This window comes from Rahnella sp. ChDrAdgB13 (genome assembly GCF_017655185.1).
GTDB lineage: Bacteria > Pseudomonadota > Gammaproteobacteria > Enterobacterales > Enterobacteriaceae > Rahnella > Rahnella contaminans.
In genome coordinates, this window is the sequence record NZ_JAEMGT010000043.1 from 30,910 (window position 1) to 48,062 (window position 17,153).

The window sequence follows — 17,153 nt, forward strand, 5'->3', positions numbered from 1 at the left end:
TTATTGGCCTTTTTTGTTGAGGATCTCAGTGCGTAATGCCGATACCGCCAGCGCGTGGCCGGGGAAGCCCTCGTACAGTGCGAACGCGTGTGCTTTTTCAGCCAGCGGTGCGTAGCCTTCGCGGGTCACGTAGCCGACTGAAATGCGTTTCATGTAATCGAAAACTGAGAGCGGGCCGACGGTTTTCGCTGCACCGTTGGTCGGCAGGACAGCGTTCGGGCCGAGCACAAAATTCCCCAATGTGATAGGCGTGTAGTTGCCGAGCAAGATTTCTCCGGCGTTGCGGATTTTGCCCATTACGGCCATCGGTTCTTCGGCAAGGATTTCCAGATGTTCCGGCGCGTACTGGTTTACAAACTCAACGGCAGTGTCGAAATCTGGCGTCAGCACCACGCCGCCGTGCGTTCCGCATAGAACCGCCTGCGAGAAACCGGCGCGCTTTTCACCGATTTGCGCCCAGTAGCCGGGCAAGGCGGCAATGGCTTCTTCGGCCACGCGGCGGCTGTTTGTTACCAGATAAGCCGAGGAGTCCGGCCCGTGTTCGGACTCGATGATGAGATCTAAGGCTGCCAGCGCACCGTCCACGCTGTCATCGGCCAGAATTAAGCTTTCGCTGGGCCCGGCGGGAATCCCGGGATCGATAAGGTTTGATAACTGGCGTTTTGCCGCCACGACCCACGGGCTGCCCGGTCCGACGATTTTCAGGCATTTCGGCACGGTTTCAGTGCCGAATGCCACGGCCGCCACGCCCTGTGCGCCGCCGCATTTATACACTTCGGTGATGCCCACCAGCCTTGCGGCGACCAGCGTGGCGTCGTCCACTTTGCCGTCCGGCCCCGGCGGGGTGATGACAATGGCGCGTTTGACGCCAGCCACCACCGCCGGGATCGTGGTCATCAGAAAGACGCTGGGGAACGAGCCTTTGCCGCGCGGCACGTAGCAGGCGACGGAGTCAATTGGCACATGGCGGTCACCGGCAAATGCGCCGGGGCGGATTTCTTTCATCCACATGTCTTCGGGTTTCTGCGCTTCGTGGAATGCGCGAATGTTTTCCACCGAGAAACGGATGGATTCGATGACCTGTGGATCAAGGCGTTCAAACGCCGTGGCGAACTCAGAATCTTCCGCCATGATGCTCATTTCCGGCGCGGTGACCGCGTCGAAATCGCGGGCAAAGCGTTGCAGGGCGGCGTCGCCATCGGTGCGCACGGCGTCGATAATCGGTGCCACACGCTCAATGAAAAAGGATAAATCCGCTTCGGTGCGCTGGAATAATGCCGGTGGCAGGTCAGTCGAATCGCTCAGGTCATGAAAAGTCACAGATTGAAAAGGTGCAGACATGGTAAATCTCCGGTGATCAGGCCAGCGCGGCGCGGGTGTGGCCGCTGCGGATAGTGTGGAGAACCTGACGTTGCAGGTCAGTGAATTCAGGGCTGGCGGTCAGTTCTTCGCGGCGCGGGCGCGGCAACGGCACATCAAACGTTGCCTGAATGGTGCCCGGTCCCATCACCACGATGCGGTCGGAAAGATAAACCGCTTCCTCTATATCGTGGGTGACGAACATCACCGTCAGCCGGTGTTGCTCCCAGATACCGGTGAGCAGTTCCTGCATCTGGTGGCGCGTCATGGCGTCGAGCGCGCCGAAAGGTTCATCCATCAGCAATATTTTCGGACGATAGGACAACGCGCGCGCAATCGCCACGCGTTGTTTCATACCGCCGGAAAGCTCGGACGGCCAGGCATCGGCAAACGCCGTCAGCTGAACCAGTTCGAGATGCTGATCGGCTTTTTCGCGGCATTCTGCCCGGCTGAACCCGGCGGCTTTGAGCGCAAATTCGATGTTCTGCCGCGCCGTCAGCCACGGTAATAAAGTATAGGACTGAAACACCACGCCACGGTCGATGCCCGCGCCGCGTATGGTTTGCCCGTCAACCTGCACGTCGCCGCTGTCGTAATCCTCAAGGCCTGCCGCGATGGACAGCAGGGTGCTTTTGCCGCAGCCCGACGTGCCGACGACCGAGACAAATTCGTTGTCCGCCAGCGTCAGGCTGATGTCGTGCAGAACTTCGCGCGTCTGTTTTCCGACCTGGAAACTTTTGTGCAAATGAGAAATGGTTAAAACCGACATTAAGCACGCCTCTTGTTGTAGCGGAACAGTACGCGCTCGGCGGCACGCATAATCTGGTCGCTGATTAACCCCAAAATCCCCAGCAGCAGGATGTAACCGATGATGGTGTCGGTCTGGAAGAAGCGCTGGGAAACGACGATGCGGTAACCCAGCCCGGAGGTGGAGGCCACCAGTTCGGCCAGCACCAGCCACGTCCACGCCCAGCCGAGGCTGATGCGCAGTGCGTCCCAGATGCCCGGCAGCGCGCCCGGTAAAACGATGCGGAAGAGAATTTTGCGATCCGGCATGCCGAGCGTGCGGCCTAAACCGACGAAATCACCCGGTACGCGTTTCACGGCGTCGATGACCATTAACACCTGCTGGAAGAAGGTACCGATCCAGATAATCAGGAATTTCTGCACGTCGTCTGTACCGGTCCATAAAATGGTCAGCGGCACGAACGCCACCACCGGCATGTAACGAATGAAATCCACCAGCGGTTCGGTCAGGGCTTTGAAAAAACCGTAGCAGCCTGCCAGCACGCCAATCACAATCGACATCACCGAGGAAATGGCGAATGCAATACTGATGCGGTAGAGGCTGCTTTTAACGTCACTCCACAGCGTGCCGTCCTGCGCCAGTGAAACCATTTTCAGCCACACATCGGTGAGTTTTGGCAGAAAAATCGGCGGAATGGCGCCGCTGCGGGTCGCCAGCCCCCAGGCCAGAAACAGGACAACGAACAGCGCCACGGCGATGCCGACGAACAATTTGCGCGAGGGCAGGCGGCCAATCACCATCAGGTTGAGCGGTTTACGGCGCGAACTCATGGCAGGCTGTTCACAAAGCTGGCATCAATCACCTGCGCGGCGGTCACCGGTTTTGGGATCAGCCCGGCGGCGGTGGCGGCTTTCAGCACATGCGCAAACGTCTGGTCGGAGAACGAATGGCTGAGCACCTGTTTGTTTTCGGCCAGCGAATAGTATTTCACGCCGTCAAACGCTGATTCCAGGTCCGCCGGTGTGGCCCCCACGGCTTTGGCGATCAGGGCGCGGTCGGCGGTGGTATTGGCCTGATAATGGGTCAGGGCGGCGTCCCAGCTTTTAATCAGCGCGGCAATCTGGCCCGGTTTTTCTTTCAATACGGAATCGCGAACCACCAGAACGTCGCCGATCAGGCCCGGATCGGAAGAGCCGCTGTAGAGCATTTTCAGCGACGGATCCTGTTTTCTGGCGGCAGAAATGTACGGCTCGTAAGTCACGGCGGCGGTGACGCGTTTGGCAATCAGCGCGCTGCCTGCGGAATCGGCAGGCATCGGCACCGGCGTGATATCACTCCATTTCAGCCCGGCCGAGTTGACGGCGCTGTGCAGCAGAATGTCGCTGGTGGTGCCTTCTTCAAACGCCACCTGTTTACCTTTCAGGTCTTTCAGCGTGGCGATATCTTTGCCGACCAGCAGGGCGTCGGCGGTTTCGCTCTGATCGAGCAGCAGGACGACTTTCACCGGCAATCCGGCGGAAACCATTGCCATGGCGGTGTGTGTGGCGATGTTTGCGCCGTCAATCTGCCCGCTGGCTAACGCGGCGTTGATGTCTTTGTCTTCGGCGAAGTTAATGATGTCGACCTTTTCCAGCCCCTGCTGTTTAAAAATGCCCTGACTTTGTGCGACGTGCCACTGCCCGTAGCCCAGCCAGGGTTCGATACCCATTTTGAAGGTACCGGCTTCCGGTGCTGTCGTTGCCGCGCCAGCACTCAGGCTGAATGTCGTGAGCGCGCCAATGCAACAGGCCAGCGCAACTTTGTTTTTTAAGGCGTTTAAGGTCTGAGTCGGTGACATGGTGATCCTCGCATGGTGTTGAAAGAGAGAAAGACGGCTAATAGAAATCCTAATGTGCAACCCTGTATAGACAAGTGAGTAAAGCAATTACTACGCCATAGTTGAAATCACGGAAGGAAATCAGGCAGGGCATTGATGTTATACATTTTTGGATAATTAATGAGAAGGAGGTAAACGAATTTATAATTAAAAGTGATAACCTGCACCACAATATGACTTTCATTGCTCTGCGCCGGTGCATAAGAAGACGGAGCCGGCAATATTCCCGCTTAATCGAATCAGCTGGCTTTCGCTTCAGGCCGGGGAATGAGTGCCTGTTTGAGAGCATTAAAGAATAAATTCAGCACGGAATTAAACGGGGAACCTTTTTTAACCACCAGGCTGAAGGGAGTGGCGATTTCAATATTGTCCGGCATCAGCGCTTTGAGTTTATTTCCGTCCATGAACGCACTGGCATAATGTTCCGGTAAAAAACCGAGATAATTACCGGTCATCAGTAACATGGTGACCGCTTCGACCTGTACGGCGATGGCGTGCGGCGTCGTGACGTCGGAGAAGATATTTTTCTTACTGTGATTGGCGTAAAAGTGATTCACCATTTGCGAGGATTTGATTTGTGATTCTTTAATTTCCTGAGCCGGAACGGAGAAGAGCGGGTGTTTATCGCCGCAATAAAGATAGGTCATTTCGTGATACAGGAAAAAGTAATCAAATTCCGGTTTTTCCTGATAGACCGGCATGATGCCGCAGGTAAAACGGCCATCAATCACGCCGCGTTCGATCTCGTCGAGCTGGGTGGCGTGCAGGCGGATGTTCACCTTTGGCGCCTGACGGTAAACCTCGCTTAAGCCACAGACGACGGGCGATTGCGGATCCGTAATGGTGTTGTCGATAATGCCGATGTTCAGCTCTCCGAACAGTTCGTGGCGCGCATGATTGAGTTTGTCGCGAAAGAGGTTGATGGAAGAAAATAAATCCAGACACGCCTGATACGCGACTTTTCCGTGTTCGGTTAAATAAAACCCCTCACGCCCGCGCGTACAAAGTTTCATCCCAAAGCGGATCTCCAGATCCGATATTTGTTTGCTGATTGCCGCCAGGCCAATATTCAGTTCATTACAGGCTGCGGTAAATCCACCGGCCTCTACCACGGTTTTAAAGACGCGCAAAAGTTTTAAATCTGCGACGCCAAGGCTGTGCTGGTTAATATCACTTTTTGCGGGTGATGTGTTTCCTGATTTGGAAAGTGGACTTTCCATAATAAATATTTACCCCCGCTCTAAAAATCTACAACATCAAATTCACTTAGCCTCACTCGTTATTACGCTGTAAGCCTCAGATTGTTCAGTGTCATTCGAAATACTGTCGGCTGAAATTTATTTAAACGCCGTCAGACAATACGCTGGATTCAGGTTTGCAACATCTATGCCATAAAAGGAAACGATCATGTCCCAGCAGCCAGAACTTCTTTGGGGAGCCCGCTTCAAACACGGGCCAGCCGCGGCGTTAAGCGCCTTATCGCGCAGCCCGGAATATTATTTTTCACTTGCTGAATATGATCTGGAAGGGTGCCGCGCACACGCTTATGAATTAAAGCGCGCCGGTTTACTTGATGAGAATGAAACCCGTCAGATGGTTGAGGCCATTGAGCAACTGGCCGCCGATTTTCGCGCCGGAACCGTGACGCCGGTTCAGGGCGATGAAGATGTGCATACGTTTATCGAACGCAGCCTGACCGAACGGCTGGGCGCACTTGGCGGCAAACTGCGCGCCGGACGGTCCCGTAACGACCAGACCGCCAACGATTTGCGTCTGTACCTGCGCGATAACACCCGCAAAATCGTGGTTGCGCTGCTGGAATTACAAACCGCGCTGATCAAACAGGCGGAACAGCATATTCATACCCTCGCGCCTGGTTTTACGCATCTGCAACAGGCGCAGCCGATTGTGTTTGGTCATCAGCTGATGGCGCATGCGCAGTCGTTTTACCGCGACGTTGAACGCTTGCGTGACTGGGATAAACGCTGCGCACTTTCTCCGCTCGGGGCGGCGGCGATGGCCGGTTCTGCCATCGCGATGCACCCGGAATTATCCGCTAAAGATCTGGGCTACGACGGCGCGTGTGAAAACTCCATTGACGCCGTTGCCAGCCGTGACCACGTCGCTGAATTCCTGTTTGCCGGCAGCATGCTGAGCGTCAACTTATCGCGCATTTGCGAAGAAGTTTGTCTGTGGGCGTCGCGCCAGTTCCGCTGGGTCGAGCTTGACGACGGTTACGCCACCGGCAGTTCCATCATGCCGCAGAAGAAAAACCCCGACATTGCCGAGCTGACGCGGGGCAAAAGTGGCCGTCTGATTGGCAACGTGACGGCGATGCTGACCACCATGAAAGGGCTGCCGCTTTCGTATAACCGCGATCTGATTGAAGACAAACGCAACGCGATGGACACCGTTGACCAGCTGTTGCTGGTGCTGCCTGCAATGGCCGGAATGATCGACAACATGAAGGTGAACGTTGAACGGCTGCGCGAACAGGCACCGGAAGGTTTCACGCTGGCGACCGAAGTGGCGGACTGGCTTTCCCGCCGCGGCGTGCCGTTTAAGGAAGCGCACGAAATCACCGGCCAGCTGGTGCAGGTTTGCGAGCAACACAATCTGGCGCTGCATGAACTCAGCGACGCACAGCTGCTGGCCGTGGATCCGCGTCTGAGCGCTGACGTGCGCGATTGCCTGACGTTAGAAGCCGCGGTGAATGCCCGCAGCGGCTGGGGCGGTACGTCTCCGGTGCGCGTGGCCGAGCAGATTGAGCGGCTGAAAGTGCGTCTGGCCGGGCAGTCGGCCTGGGCAACGGCCTACACCGGCCTGTCTTTATAACGTCTGCATAACTTCTACACCTCGCGGGGAGCGGCGAATGACTTTGTATCAGAAGACGTCTGAAAACGTGAAAACCGCTGATATCGATCTCAGCGAATACCACTATGTGCCGCAGCGTTATTACGGCCGGATTTTTGCCTCGGTCGCGATCCTGGTGCTGCTGGCCTTGCTGGTGAACGCCTTTGCGCACGGCAAAATCGAATGGCAGTACGTGGCGCAGTTTCTGACCGCCAAAGCGATTTTGTTCGGGCTGGGCAACACCATTGTGATGTCGGTGCTGGCGATGGCGCTGGGGATTGTATTCGGGGTGATTATCGCAGTGATGCGCATGTCGCAAAACCCGGTGCTGCGCAGTGTGGCGATGGGCTACACGTGGATTTTTCGCGGTACGCCGCTGATTTTACAGCTGCTGCTGTGGTTTAACCTGGCACTGATTTTCCCGACCATTTCCATTCCCGGCCTGTTCAGTATTCAGACCGTGGACATCATGACGCCATTCACCGCCGCACTGCTCGGGCTGAGTATTAATCAGGGCGCGTACACCTCGGAAGTGGTGCGCGCCGGGCTGATTTCGGTCGATCTCGGGCAGTACGAGGCGGCGAAGTCCATCGGCATGACGCGTCTGCATGCGCTGCGGCGGATCATTTTGCCGCAGGCCATGCGGGTGATTATTCCGCCTATTGGTAACGAATTTATCAGCATGGTGAAGACCACCAGTCTGGCGAGCATGATCCAATATTCCGAAGTGCTTTATAACGCGCAGACCATTTACTTCGCCAATGCGCGGGTGATGGAACTGCTGTTTGTCGCCGGTATCTGGTACCTCGTGGTGGTGACGGTGTTGTCGCTCGGACAGAACCGTCTGGAACGCTATTTCGGTCGTGGCACCCGCCGCCGCACCAGCCACTGAGGAGCCAGACCATGAAAAGTATTATCAAAGCCGTCAACGTCAATAAGTACTTTGACCAGTTTCAGGCGCTGAAAAACATCAATCTTGAAGTTAAACACGGCGAAGTGATGTGCATCATCGGGCCATCGGGCTCGGGGAAAAGTACGTTTCTGCGCTGTATTAATCAGCTTGAGCGCATCGACAGCGGCGGCGTCTGGGTGGATGACGAACTGGTCGGTTACCGCATGGACGGCAAAAAACTTTACCCGCTCAATGACCGGCAGATTGCCCGCCAGCGGCTGAAAACCGGCATGGTTTTCCAGCGTTTCAATCTGTTCCCGGACAAAACGGCGCTGGAAAACATTATCGAAGGGCCGTGTCAGGTTCTGCTGCGGCCGGTGAAAGAGGCGACGCAGGAAGCCATGGCGCTGCTCGAACGCGTCGGGCTGGCGCATAAACGCGATGCGTATCCGCTGGAGCTTTCCGGTGGTCAGCAACAGCGCGTGGCGATTGCCCGTGCGCTGGCCATGAAACCCAAAGTGATGCTGTTTGATGAGCCGACGTCGGCGCTCGATCCGGAAATGGTCGGCGAAGTGCTGGCGGTGATGCGCGGCCTGGCCGCTGAAGGGATGACGATGATTGTGGTCACGCATGAATTAGGTTTCGCGCGGGAAGTCGCTAACCGCGTGGTCTTCATGGATGAGGGCGGAATTATAGAAAGTGGTAATCCGGAAGACATTTTGCTTAATCCACAAAACCCGCGGACGCAGAACTTTATCTCTGCCGTCCTCATTTGACCCTTTTGCCGTTAACTTTTGACTATGGGAATGCCTTCATGAAAAAAACACTGTTGTCCCTTATTACTGCGGCTGTTCTGTTGCAGGGTGCGGTTCCTGTCGCCAGCGCCGCTGAGCTGAAACAAAAAGACGAAATCAAAGTGGCGATGATGCCGAACTATCCGCCGCTGGAATTCAAAGATCCGGCCACCGGCCAGCTGACCGGCATGGATTACGATCTGGGCATGGAACTCGGCAAGCGCCTGAACCGCAAAATCAGCTGGCAGGAAATCGGCTTCGAACAGATGGTGAACGCCGTCGCCACGCATCGCGTGGACATGATCCTTTCCGGCATGACTGACACCAAGCCTCGCCAGGATATCGCCACGTTTGTGGATTACTACAACAGCGGGCCGCAGTTCTACACCACCGTCGCGCACAAAGAAATCAACACCCTGTCAGATCTCTGCGGCAAGAAAGTCGGTACCAGCCGCCGCACCACTTTCCCGGCTGAAATCGCTGCATGGAGCGAAGCAAACTGCGTGCCGGCAGGCAAACCGGCCATCGTGGTGATTGGTGCGGAAGGCACGGCGGATGCGCGTACCCAGCTGCGTCAGGGGCGAATCGAAGGTGTGGTGCAGGGCAGCGAAACTCTGCCGTACATCATGAATCTGGAAAAAGACACCTATAAACCGCTGGGCAAAGCCTTTGCGTATCAGGTCACCGGCATGGGGATCAGCAAAGACGATCAGCCGCTGATTGACGCGGTGAAAGGCGCCCTGACCGGCATGATTGCCGACGGTACGTATCTGAAAATTCTCACCAAATGGGGCCTGCAGGACGGTGCAATTTCGGAAGTCACCATCAACAAAGGCAAATAACCTCAGGTAACGGACCGACTCATGACGATTTCAGCACAACACACGGCCAGTCTATGGCCGGAAGGCAAACGCGGCTGCATGGCGCTGGCGTTTGATCTCGACGGCCCGACCGGCGACGCGATGCTTAACGGCACAATCTGGCAGAAAGCGGATTACTTTACCTTCGGCGCTTACGGCCCTTACCGGGCGCTGGGGCGGATCCTCGATTTGCTCAGTGAACATCAGCTTCCGGCGACGTTTTTCATTCCCGCGTGGGTGGTGGAAAACTGGCCGAAACAGTGTCAGGCGATTGTCGAGCGCGGCCATGAAGTGGCGTATCACGGTTATCGTCATGAGTCTTTTTACGCCATCAGCGCCGAAAAACAGCGCCAGGTGATGGAGAAGTCCCGCGAGATTTTCTGGCAGGTTTTAGGGATACGCGCCGAAGGTTTCCGCACGCCGTCAGGCGACTGGCACAAGGAAACACCGGCGATGCTGCTCGACGCGGGCGTGACGTATTCCAGCAGTATGCGCGGCGACGACCGGCCCTATCTGATCACCGTGCCCGGCCATGAACGGCCGCTGGTGGAAATTCCCGGCCGCTGGGAAATGGACGATTACGCGTCTCTGGCCTACACCCGCGAGCCGAATTTCCCGTCGGGGCTGGATCGCACCGCCAGTTACGCGCTGACGCTCGACAACTGGTGTCGTGAATACGACGGCGCGATGAATGAAGGGCTGAGCCTGACGACGTTGTTCCATCCGAAAATCAGCGGAAAACCGGGACGCATCATGCTGCTTGATCAATTTTTCAGCCACCTGAAAGCGCGTGACGACGTGTGGTTTGCGCGCTGCCGCGACGTGGCGCACTGGTGGATGCAGGAGCATGACAATGACTAATCAAAACTGGCCGCAGGGCTATCGCTGCGCGGTGATTATTACGGTGGATTTCAACGATATTCACGGCATTCTCAGCCAGGTTCCCGCCGTGGCTGGCCGCGAAAAAACGCTGTCGGTCTGGCGATACGGCACGCTGCGCGGCATCGACCGTTTGCTGGCGCTGCTGGATGAAAAAAGCCTGCGCAGCACCTGGTGTGTGCCGGGCATTGTGGCGGACGAAAACCCGGAGAAAATCCGCGAAATCGACCGCGCCGGTCACGAGCTGGCGACCTGTGGCTATGAATTTGCGCATTTCGACGGGCTGACGCTGGCGCAGCAAACTGACAGCCTGCAACGGGGCAAAGCGGCGCTAAAAACCCTGACCGGCAAGGTGCCGCGCGGTTTTCGTCTGCCCGCAGGAAACTGGGCACCGGGTTTTGCGGATGTGCTGACGGATGAAGGTTTCAGCTGGACCTCCGGCTGGCGCGGCGATGATTTGCCGTATTTCCAGCCCATGCAGGATGGCTTGCCGTCGCGGCTGGTGGAACTGCCGCTGCATTATGAGATGGAAGACGAGCCGTATTTCGCCTTTAACCTCAGCCCGGCGGTGCCCCCGGCGCAGTCACGCATTGCGTCCTACAGCCAGACGCTGGGCAACATGAAGATGGATTTCGACGGTTTCTACCGTTTTGGCCTGTGCTATGTGCTGCGGCTGCATCCGGAAGTGATCGGCACCGCCGGACGCATTGGCGTGCTGGCTGAACTGCTGGACTACATCACGTCAAAACCGGATGTCTGGGTCGCCAGCGCCAGCGAGGTGGCCGACTGGTGGTCACAGAATCAGCCGCAAAACGAGGCGTCCCATCCGGCGCAGATCTGGATGCAACATACCGCGCCGGGAGTCAGCCATGAGTAAGCTTTCGCAGCAGCAAATTCTGAGCGAATTTGTGGTGAATACCCATTTCGACGATTTGCCGCCACGGCTGGTGGAACGTACCAAACGGCATATTCTCGATACGATTGGCGCGGGGCTGGTGGGGGCGACCAGCGACGTGGCAAAAGACGTGGCCGCGATGATCCTCGGTGAAGGCGCATTGCCGCTTTCCCCGGTCTGGGGCTACCGCGAGCTGACGTCTGCGCGCAACGCTGCGCTGCTCAACGGCGTGGCGGCGCACGCGCTGGAACTCGATGACACCGGCGGCTGCGATCATTCCGGCGCGGTGGTTATTCCCGCCGTGCTGGCGGTGTTGCCGCTGTGCCCGCAACCGGTCAGCGGCAAAGCGTTTATCACGGCAGTCGTTATGGGTTACGACGTGGCGCGCCGCGTGCTGGAAGCCTGTGGCGGCTATTCCCCGCACAACCGGGCGGGCTGGCATTCCACGTCAACCTGCGGCGTATTTGGCGCAGCAGCGGCCGCGGGGAAAATTCTCGGCCTGAGTGCAGGGCAGATCAGCTCTGCACTGGGCATTTCCGGCAGTTTCAGCGGTGGCCTGTGGGCGTTTATCCATGACGGTTCGCAGAGCAAAAAGCTGCACGCAGGCCGCGCCGCAGAAGGCGGAGTTCTCGCCGCGCTCAGCGCCCGGCAGGGCATCAGCGGGCCTGCGCAGTTATTCGAAGATCAGTGGGGCGGATTCCTCTCAACGCTGGCACCGCAAAGTGCAATGCCCGAAATGCTGACGGCCAGTCTGGGTGAAATCTGGAAGCTGGAGCGTTGTTCCATCAAGCCTTACGCCTCGTGCCGTGGTACGCATTCCGCGATCGACGCGACGGGCATTTTGCTTGAGGAAATGCACGCGACCGCCGGTGATATCGAAAAAATCGTCGTCCGTTTGTGCCCGTTCCTCAACGGAATGTGCGGAGATAATGAAATCGCCACGCTGGCGGCGGCACAGATGAGCCTGCGTTACGCCATCGCGGCGCGTGTTGTTTTCGGCCACGCCGGGCTGGACGCTTACGGTACGGCGCAACGGCAGGATCCGGATTTGCTGGCGATGATCGCCCGGATCGTGCTGACGGAAGATGCCACGATGAGTTCCGACAGTGAGCCGGATGTGACGGTTTTCATCCGAACCGGAGAATCAAAAACCTTGCGAGTGGATGTCGCGCTGGGCGCACCGGGGAATCCGGTGTCGGATGAGCAGCTTAAGGAGAAGTTTGTGTCGCTGGCGACCCGGATGATTTCGGTGGCGGGTGCGGAGAGGATTTGGAACAGCGGGATGGAAATGGAGAATTTGCCTGATGTGCAGGGGGTGTTTGGGCGGTGAGCCCAGGGCCCTGTTGGCCCGAACCAAATTTTTACTTGTCCCGTTCTGTAAGCTGGTGTCAAATCAGGTGATTAGCGTCCTGACGGGCAAGACCGTTAAACAGAGGAAAATCCCATGTCCCAGACTCTCCGCGTTGGCCTGATCGGCTATGGCTTCGCCAGTAAAACTTTCCATTCACCTTTGATTGACGGCACGCCGGGCCTTGAGCTGGCTGTGGTGTCGAGCAGTGATGCCGCAAAAGTCCATGCCGACTGGCCAAATGTCACGGTTGTTGATTCCCCGGAGAAGCTTCTTGCCGATCCGTCCATCGATCTGGTGGTGATTCCTACGCCAAACACCACGCATTTCCCGCTGGCGAAGCTGGCGCTGGAAGCCGGTAAACACGTTGTTGTCGATAAACCGTTCACCGTGACACTCGAAGAAGCCCGCGAGCTGGACGCGCTGGCGCGTGAAAAAGGCAAAGTGCTTTCTGTGTTCCACAACCGTCGCTGGGATTCTGATTTCCAGACCGTGAAAGCGCTGATCGAAGAGGGATCGCTGGGCGAGATCGTGTATTTCGAATCGCATTACGATCGCTACAAACCGCAGGTGCTACAGCGCTGGCGTGAAAGCGATGCGCAGGGCAGCGGCATCTGGTACGACTTAGGTTCACATCTGCTGGATCAGGCGCTGCAATTGTTTGGTACGCCGGATTCGTTACAGGCTGACCTGGCCGTGCTGCGTCCGGGCGGTAAAGCGGTGGATTATTTCAATGCCGTGCTGACGTATCCGCGCCGCCGCGTGGTGTTGCACAGCACCGTGTACGCCGTGGCGGAAACGGCCCGCTTTATCGTGCAGGGCGAAACCGGCAGCTATGTGAAATTTGGTCTGGATCCGCAGGAAGATCGTCTGAAAGCGGGCGAACGTCTGCCGCAGGAAGACTGGGGATACGACAAACGTGACGGCGTGATCACGCTGAGCCACGAGGGTGTGCTGGCAGAGAAATCGTTGCTGACCATTCCGGGGAACTATCCTGCGTATTACGCGGGTGTGCGCGATGCAATTAACGGTAACGGCGAAAATCCGGTTCCGGCATCGGATGCTATCCGCGTAATGGAAATGATTGAGCTGGGCATGCAATCTTCAGAACAACAGGCGACGCTGAAAGTAAAAAAATAAGCCGCCGTTAACCCGATTCTCTTTTACTCGTTCAACTGGCAAGGAAGGTTCATGTCCTGGTTAAAAATCGATAAATTTTTGCTGATTCTGATTTGTGTGGTCGTGGTCGCGTCGTTTTTCCCTTGTGAAGGGATCTATAAAACGATTTTCGAACATCTGACCACCGCTGCCATCGCGCTGCTGTTTTTTATGCACGGCGCGAAGCTCTCGCGTGAGGCGATTATGGCGGGGATCGGCCACTGGCGTTTGCATGTTATGGTTTTCCTCAGCACGTTTGCGCTGTTCCCGCTGCTGGGGCTGGGCATGAAATGGCTGGTGCCGGTCGGTATTCTGACACCGACGCTGTATTACGGTTTTCTGTATTTGTGTGCGCTGCCGGCTACCGTGCAGTCGGCGATTGCCTATACGTCGGTGGCGGGCGGGAATATCCCGGCGGCGATTTGCAGCGCGTCGGCGTCCAGTATTCTCGGCGTGTTTTTGTCGCCGGTGCTGGTGGGTTTGCTGATGCACACGCAGGGCGGAACCAGCGATACGCTGCACGCTATCGGTTCGATTGTTTTACAACTGATGGTGCCGTTTATCATCGGGCATTTGTGTCGTCCTCTGATTGGCGGCTGGGTGCAGCGTCATAAGAAGATCGTGAATATTACAGACCGTTCGTCGATTCTTCTGGTGGTGTACGTGGCGTTCAGTGCGGCAGTCGTGGAAGGCATCTGGCACCAGATTGATGGCTGGTCACTGCTGGCGGTGCTGGGTTGTTCGATTGTGCTGCTGACCATTGTGCTGATCATCAATACGTTTGTGGCACGGCTATTTGGTTTCAATACCAAGGACGAAATCACCATTGTTTTCTGTGGCTCGAAGAAGAGTCTGGCGAACGGTATTCCGATGGCGAACGTGCTGTTTCCGGCGTCTGCGGTGGGGGCGATGGTGCTGCCTCTGATGATTTTCCATCAGATCCAGCTGATGGTGTGCGCGGTTCTGGCGTCGCGTTACGCGAAACGTGTTGCACGTGAAGAAGCCGCTAAACTGGCCGTGAAAGAAGAAATCAAATCGGCATAACGGATTGATTGAAAAGAAAAGGGCGGGAATGAATCCCGCCCTTTTTTTTGCGCTCAGGGAACGGTTTTCAGAAAACGTTACGCAGACACTTTGTCGCGAATCGCCTGTTTTTCTGCGCCGGTCAGGAAGGCCATTGTCAGGCCATTTTCCTGCGCTTTGCGGATTTCATTCTGAGTCAGACCGGCGGCTGGCGCGGCAACGTTGTATTCGTTGGCAATTTCGATGCCCTGAACGGCCGGATCGTCGGTATTGATTGACGCCAGAACGCCGTGGCGCAGGAAGGTCGCCAGCGGATGTTGTTCAAACGAGGAGACGGTGCTGGTCTGAATATTCGACGTCAGGCAGGACTCAATCCCAATCTGGTGCTTCGCCAGGAAATCCATCAGCGCCGGGTCTTGCGCGGCTTTCACGCCGTGGCCGATACGCTCAGCGCCCAGTTCACGAATTGCCTGCCAGATGCTTTCCGGGCCTGCGGCTTCACCGGCGTGAACGGTAATGCGCCAGCCTGCGTCGCGCGCACGGTTAAAGTGGCTGAGGAACAGACTGCCCGGGAAACCGAGTTCATCACCGGCCAGATCCAGCGCGGTAATGCCATCGCGGTGCGCCAGTAAACCTTCCAGCTCTTGCAGACACGCATCTTCACCGAAAGTACGGCTCAGAATACCAATCAGACGCACATCGATGTCGTGATTTTTCTGGCCTTCACGGATGCCTTCGATCACGGCTTCCACCACGCCTGCGACCGGCAGTTTGTGGTTCATCGCCATGTAGTAAGGGGAGAAACGCAGTTCGGTATAGTGCAGACCGGCTTTGGCCGCATCTTCAACGTTTTCTTTCGCAATACGGCGGCAGGCGTCGAGATCGCCCAGCACTTTGACGCCCCAGTCCAGTTTTTGCAAAAAGCTAACCAGATCGGGTTCTGCGTGCATCACCTGCACATGCGGGCGCAGGGCTTCAAGTTCATTGGCGGGCAGCGTCAGGTTAAACTGACGGCCTAAATCGAGAATCGTTTGAGCGCGGATGTTGCCATCAAGGTGGCGGTGAATGTCGGTCAGGGGAAGGCGTGTGTCGATCATGGGGTGCACTCGTTATTATTGAAATGTGCGGGGCATTATAACGTCAGATCGGGGGATAAGAAAACGTTGTTGCGCAACGGCAGGAGAAAGCTCCTTCCTCTGTACAAGGAAGGAGCGAAACGGAAAATTATTGAACGTTACGGCAGCAGGGTATTAATCGCGCGAATTAAAGCCTGTACACCCGCTTCTACCTTCGACCTTGGGCAGCCGACGTTCAGCCGCAGGAACCCGTTGCCTTCTTCACCGTAGGTATAACCCGGCATGATCGCGACTTTTTGATGTTCGATCAGCTCTTTTTGCAGCAGCTTGTCGTCGATGTTTAACGCACGCAAATCAATCCACGCCAGATACGTTGACTGCGGAGGTTGCCAGTTCAGCTGCGGGAACGCGGCGTTCAGCTGTTCCGCCACATAATGCAGATTTCCCTGCAAATAGGCGCGCAACGCGTCCAGCCACGGTTCGCCCGCGTGATACGCCGCGACGTGCGCATGTACCGCCAGTACCGCCGGAGAGGATAAACCGTCGCAGGCTTTCAGCTGATGCAGATAAGCATCACGCGGCGTTTTATGGCTGATAAAGCCGTACGCGCCGGTCAGCGCTGGGATATTGAAGCTTTTCGAGCCGGACGTCAGCAGCGCCCATTCACCGCGCGCCACCTCATTCCACGGCGTATGTGGGTTCCCGCCCCAGACCATATCCATGTGGATTTCATCGCTGATCACCCGCACGCTGTGGCGCTCGCAAAGTGCTGCAATCCGCGTCAGTTCTTCGCGCGTCCAGACCTTGCCGGTCGGATTGTGCGGGCTGCACAGCAACAACAGCGAACAGTCCGGCTGCGCCAGCAGGCTTTCCAGATTTTCGGCATCCAGCGACCAGTCGTTGCCGTTTTTAATCAGCGGGCAAGCCAGCAGGTTGCGCTGATTACCATCAACCACTTTAAAGAACGCGTCGTAGGCCGGGGTGAATGTCACCACACCATCACCCGGCTGGCTCCACTGGCGGATAAGCTGCGCCACCATGTAAATCACCGACGGGCCATACACCACCCAGTTGCGGTCAATCTGGCTGTTAAAACGCTGCTGATACCAGTGTTCAACGGCACCGAGAAAATCGTCATGATGCCAGCGGCTGTAGCCAAGCACGCCGTGTTGCAGGCGTTTTTGCAGCGCATCCAGAATGCACGGCGCGGTGGCGAAATCCATGTCTGAAATGGTAAATGGCAGTAAATCATCACGGCCAAAACGGTCGGCGACGTAATCCCACTGAGTACACCAGGTTCCGTGACGATCAACGACGGTAGAGAAATCAAAAGAAGCTGAGGACATTTTTTCACTCCCTGAAGAAAGCAGAAAAGGGCGACACGAAGTCGCC

The 17,153-nt window shown here is 56.7% G+C and carries 16 protein-coding genes; 9 read left to right on the forward strand and 7 right to left on the reverse strand.

Going from position 1 to position 17,153, the window contains the following annotated elements:
• From hisD to J8X26_RS13670, 5 genes are all read right to left on the reverse strand, one after another.
• Positions 1 to 1,341 carry a histidinol dehydrogenase gene (gene hisD / locus J8X26_RS13650; RefSeq protein ID WP_152326192.1) on the reverse strand — a complete coding sequence of 447 codons (1,341 nt, stop codon included), beginning with the start codon at positions 1,339 to 1,341 and terminating at the stop codon, positions 1 to 3.
• 16 nt (positions 1,342 to 1,357) lie between these two features.
• Positions 1,358 to 2,128, reverse strand: coding sequence for an ABC transporter ATP-binding protein (locus J8X26_RS13655; protein ID WP_101079694.1), 771 nt, complete (start codon positions 2,126 to 2,128; stop codon positions 1,358 to 1,360).
• On the reverse strand, positions 2,128 to 2,937 hold the full coding sequence (locus J8X26_RS13660) for an ABC transporter permease (protein ID WP_101079695.1): 810 nt from the start codon (positions 2,935 to 2,937) through the stop codon (positions 2,128 to 2,130). The genes J8X26_RS13655 and J8X26_RS13660 overlap by 1 nt, the downstream gene beginning before the upstream one ends.
• Positions 2,934 to 3,944, reverse strand: coding sequence for an ABC transporter substrate-binding protein (locus tag J8X26_RS13665; RefSeq protein WP_165057492.1), 1,011 nt, complete (start codon positions 3,942 to 3,944; stop codon positions 2,934 to 2,936). The genes J8X26_RS13660 and J8X26_RS13665 overlap by 4 nt, the downstream gene beginning before the upstream one ends.
• 278 nt (positions 3,945 to 4,222) lie before the next feature.
• Positions 4,223 to 5,203 (reverse strand): LysR family transcriptional regulator, encoded by a 981-nt coding sequence (locus J8X26_RS13670; RefSeq protein WP_208951128.1) that lies wholly within the window; start codon positions 5,201 to 5,203, stop codon positions 4,223 to 4,225.
• 187 nt (positions 5,204 to 5,390) lie between these two features.
• Here J8X26_RS13670 and argH point away from each other — a divergent pair, with 187 nt between their 5' ends.
• The 9 genes from argH to J8X26_RS13715 all read left to right on the forward strand — a co-directional run bounded on the left by argH (position 5,391) and on the right by J8X26_RS13715 (position 14,706).
• Positions 5,391 to 6,818 (forward strand): argininosuccinate lyase, encoded by a 1,428-nt coding sequence (gene argH, locus J8X26_RS13675; protein ID WP_208951129.1) that lies wholly within the window; start codon positions 5,391 to 5,393, stop codon positions 6,816 to 6,818.
• Between the two features lie 37 nt (positions 6,819 to 6,855).
• Complete coding sequence (locus J8X26_RS13680) at positions 6,856 to 7,728, forward strand: amino acid ABC transporter permease (RefSeq protein WP_152326198.1); 873 nt, start codon at positions 6,856 to 6,858, stop codon at positions 7,726 to 7,728.
• Positions 7,729 to 7,739: 11 nt separating this feature from the next.
• Entirely contained in the window at positions 7,740 to 8,504 is a 765-nt protein-coding gene (locus J8X26_RS13685) for an amino acid ABC transporter ATP-binding protein (RefSeq protein WP_101079700.1), read from the forward strand.
• Positions 8,505 to 8,542: 38 nt separating this feature from the next.
• Positions 8,543 to 9,364, forward strand: a complete 822-nt coding sequence (locus J8X26_RS13690) for an ABC transporter substrate-binding protein (RefSeq protein ID WP_165057496.1) — start codon at positions 8,543 to 8,545, stop codon at positions 9,362 to 9,364.
• A gap of 21 nt (positions 9,365 to 9,385) precedes the next feature.
• Entirely contained in the window at positions 9,386 to 10,243 is an 858-nt protein-coding gene (locus J8X26_RS13695) for a polysaccharide deacetylase (RefSeq protein WP_152326200.1), read from the forward strand.
• Entirely contained in the window at positions 10,236 to 11,138 is a 903-nt protein-coding gene (locus J8X26_RS13700; RefSeq protein WP_208951130.1) for a polysaccharide deacetylase, read from the forward strand. The genes J8X26_RS13695 and J8X26_RS13700 overlap by 8 nt, the downstream gene beginning before the upstream one ends.
• The gene (locus J8X26_RS13705) at positions 11,131 to 12,486 is read left to right on the forward strand and encodes an MmgE/PrpD family protein (protein WP_208951131.1); all 1,356 of its coding nucleotides are present in this window, start codon (positions 11,131 to 11,133) and stop codon (positions 12,484 to 12,486) included. The genes J8X26_RS13700 and J8X26_RS13705 overlap by 8 nt, the downstream gene beginning before the upstream one ends.
• Before the next feature lie 114 nt (positions 12,487 to 12,600).
• Positions 12,601 to 13,644, forward strand: coding sequence for an oxidoreductase (locus J8X26_RS13710; RefSeq protein ID WP_152326203.1), 1,044 nt, complete (start codon positions 12,601 to 12,603; stop codon positions 13,642 to 13,644).
• Between the two features lie 51 nt (positions 13,645 to 13,695).
• Complete coding sequence (locus J8X26_RS13715) at positions 13,696 to 14,706, forward strand: bile acid:sodium symporter family protein (RefSeq protein WP_208951132.1); 1,011 nt, start codon at positions 13,696 to 13,698, stop codon at positions 14,704 to 14,706.
• Between the two features lie 77 nt (positions 14,707 to 14,783).
• Here the strand turns inward: J8X26_RS13715 and add are convergent, their stop codons facing one another.
• A complete protein-coding gene (gene add, locus J8X26_RS13720; protein ID WP_152326205.1) occupies positions 14,784 to 15,782 on the reverse strand; it encodes an adenosine deaminase in 999 nt (332 codons plus the stop codon).
• 137 nt (positions 15,783 to 15,919) lie between these two features.
• Positions 15,920 to 17,107, reverse strand: a complete 1,188-nt coding sequence (locus tag J8X26_RS13725; protein ID WP_208951133.1) for a MalY/PatB family protein — start codon at positions 17,105 to 17,107, stop codon at positions 15,920 to 15,922.
• Positions 17,108 to 17,153: the final 46 nt, after the last annotated feature.